Genomic DNA, 2,730 nt, shown 5'->3' with positions numbered 1-2,730 from the left:
GGGGAACAGTCCGCGTTCGATGGCCTTGCGGAGACGCGGCAGACGCGTGTGGACCTGCACGCCGGCCGTGACCAGGCGTGAGGCATGCCACCCGGTCAGCGACATGGCCGCGGCCAGGTGGTCGCGCGCACGGTCAGTGGGTTCGAGTCGGGAGTAGGCGGGACGCGAGTCCCCGAAGGGCGGCGCATCCGCCGGCCCCGGGGAGCCCCTGTCGACACTCCCCATCGCCTGGACCAACAGGTGGGCCGCCTGCAGCCGGGTCGCCGCCGCCAGGTTCTGCGCCATCGTCGCCGAGCGCGCCACCTCGCTCAGGGCCTCGGTGCCCAGGGTGTCGAGGGACTCCGGCACCGCGCGGAGCACCCCGGCGAAAGCCGACCTCGTCGTCGTCCCCGTTTCCTCGCTCACCACCGCACCCCCTTCAGCGTCGCACCCGACTCGAACATACAAGCGATCTTACCGGCACCCTCCGCGTAGCACAATGGTTCGATTCGGCAGCGAGAGGTCCACACACGACAGCGGCGCCCCTCCGGGTGGAGGAGCGCCGCTGATGGGGCGGTGTCAGGCCGCGATGAGATACGACCGGTCAGGCAGGCCGATCAGGCCGTGATCGATCAAGCAGCGTTCACTCAAGCAGCGTTCGATCAAGCAGCGGCACCCTTGGACTTGCCGGCCGACTTCAGGTCGTTGCACGCCTCGACGACGCGCTCGGACATGGCCTGCTCGGCCTTCTTCAGGTAGGAACGCGGGTCGTAGACCTTCTTGTTGCCGACCTCGCCGTCGACCTTGAGGACGCCGTCGTAGTTGCCGAACATGTGCGCGGCGATCGGCCGGGTGAACGCGTACTGGGTGTCGGTGTCGACGTTCATCTTGATGACGCCGTAGGACAGCGCCTCCTCGATCTCACTCTTGGCCGAACCCGAGCCGCCGTGGAAGACGAAGTCGAACGGCAGGTCACCGGCGTTGAGGCCCAGCTTCTCGACCGCGACGTCCTGGCCCATCTTCAGCACCTCGGGCTTGAGCTTGACGTTGCCCGGCTTGTACACGCCGTGGACGTTGCCGAAGGTCGCGGCCAGCAGGTAGCGCTGCCCGGTGTTGCCGGCGCCGAGGGCGTCGATGGTGGCCTCGAAGTCCTCACGGGAGGTGTAAAGCTTCTCGTTGATCTCGTTCTCGACGCCGTCCTCCTCGCCGCCGACGACGCCGATCTCGATCTCGAGGATCTGCTTGGCGTTTGCCGTCTTCTCGAGCAGCTCCTTGGCGATCTCCAGGTTGCGGTCGAGCGGGGTGGCCGAGCCGTCCCACATGTGGGACTGGAAGAGCGGGTTCTCGCCGCGGTCGACGCGCTCCTGCGAGATCTCGATGAGCGGCCGCACGAAGCCGTCGAGCTTGTCCTCGGGGCAGTGGTCGGTGTGCAGCGCGACGAGGACGTCGTACTTCGCCGCCACCACGTGCGCGAACTCGGCGAGCGCGACCGCGCCGGTGACCATGTCCTTGACGTTAAGGCCGGAGCCGAACTCGGAACCGCCGGTGGAGAACTGGATGATGCCATCGGACCCGGCATCGGCGAAGCCCTTGATGGCCGCGTTGATGGTCTCCGAGGACGTGCAGTTGATCGCCGGGTAGGCGAAGCCCTCGTTACGGGCCCGGTCGAGCATGTCCTTGTACTGTTCGGGAGTTGCGATGGGCATGTGGTCTCCTCCAGGGTTCTCGGCTGTGCGACGTGCGCATCTCGGGGCGCCGCACCCCTGTGGAGGTGGGCGCACACCCTCCAGCCTAGGCCAGCGTGACGACGCGCACCCGCGAGCCGTGCGGTACCGGTCAGCCGGGGAGCAGTTCGGCCAGCGCCGCGTCGGCCCGGGCGAGGTCATCGCGGTCGAAAGTCGAGGTGGACGCCATGATCTCGTCGGCCCCGGTCCGCTCGATGAGCACGGCGAGTTCGCGTGCGACCTTCTCCGCGTCCCCCTGGACGGCCCCCGCCATCCAGTCCTCCACCCGACGCAGCTGCTGCGGACGGAACCTCCGTTCCAGGATCTCCGCCGGGGACCGCAGCGGGCCGAACTCCCCGGTCTCCCGGGATTCCGCCATCGCCCACGCCTCCGGGAGGAGCAGCTGTCGCGCGGTCCCGACCGAGTCGGCGACCATCACCTCCAGGCTCACCACCACATAGGGTTCCGGCGTGGCCTCGCTCGGCCGGAACGTCTCGCGGTAGCGATCCAGGGGCGACGGGTCGGCGAGCAGCCTCGGTCCCCCGACCACGACGGGCAGTCCGGCCCGTGCGGCGACCTCCAGGCCCCGACCGGTCGCGAGCACGAACAACGGGGGCGGGACCTCGAGGACCGGCAGCGCGGTGACGGGCCCCCGACCGTGGAGGAAGTCCTGCACCGCGGTGATGTCGCGGGCGAGCGCGTCGGTGTCGTACTCGGCGACGCCGAGCGCCTCACGGACCGGTGCGGTGAACCCGAGCGAACGTCCCACCCCGAGGTCGATACGGCCCGGGTGCATCGCCTCGAGCATGGCGAACTGCTCGGCGACGATCAGCGGTCGATGGTTGGGCAGCATCACGCCCCCGGATCCGAGGCGGATACGGTCGGTGCGCGCGGCGGCGGCCGCGATCAACAGCGGCGGGCTCCCGCTGGCGATCCCGGGCACGGCGTGGTGCTCGGCCGTCCAGTAGCGGTGGAAGCCCAGGGCGTCGGCCCGCTCCGCGCGGGCCAGGGTGCCCTCGATCGCGGC

Annotated in this window: 2 protein-coding genes and 1 pseudogene; all 3 read right to left on the bottom strand. The window is 69.6% G+C overall.

The genetic code is table 11. The annotated features are described in order from the left end of the window. Positions 1–405, bottom strand: a pseudogene (locus G6023_RS10615) (hypothetical protein); the annotation flags it as partial. Between the two features lie 236 nt (positions 406–641). Further along, entirely contained in the window at positions 642–1,685 is a 1,044-nt protein-coding gene (fbaA, locus tag G6023_RS10610; RefSeq protein ID WP_067719407.1) for a class II fructose-bisphosphate aldolase, read from the bottom strand. A 130-nt stretch (positions 1,686–1,815) separates the two neighbouring features. Continuing rightward, the coding region (locus G6023_RS10605; RefSeq protein ID WP_182635423.1) for an MsnO8 family LLM class oxidoreductase at positions 1,816–2,730 on the bottom strand (915 nt) is incomplete at its 5' end.

This window comes from Dietzia sp. DQ11-71, assembly GCF_014144995.1.
Lineage (GTDB): Bacteria > Actinomycetota > Actinomycetes > Mycobacteriales > Mycobacteriaceae > Dietzia > Dietzia kunjamensis.
Note: the sequence above shows the minus strand (reverse complement) of the source record. Positions and strands in the feature narration are given on the sequence as shown.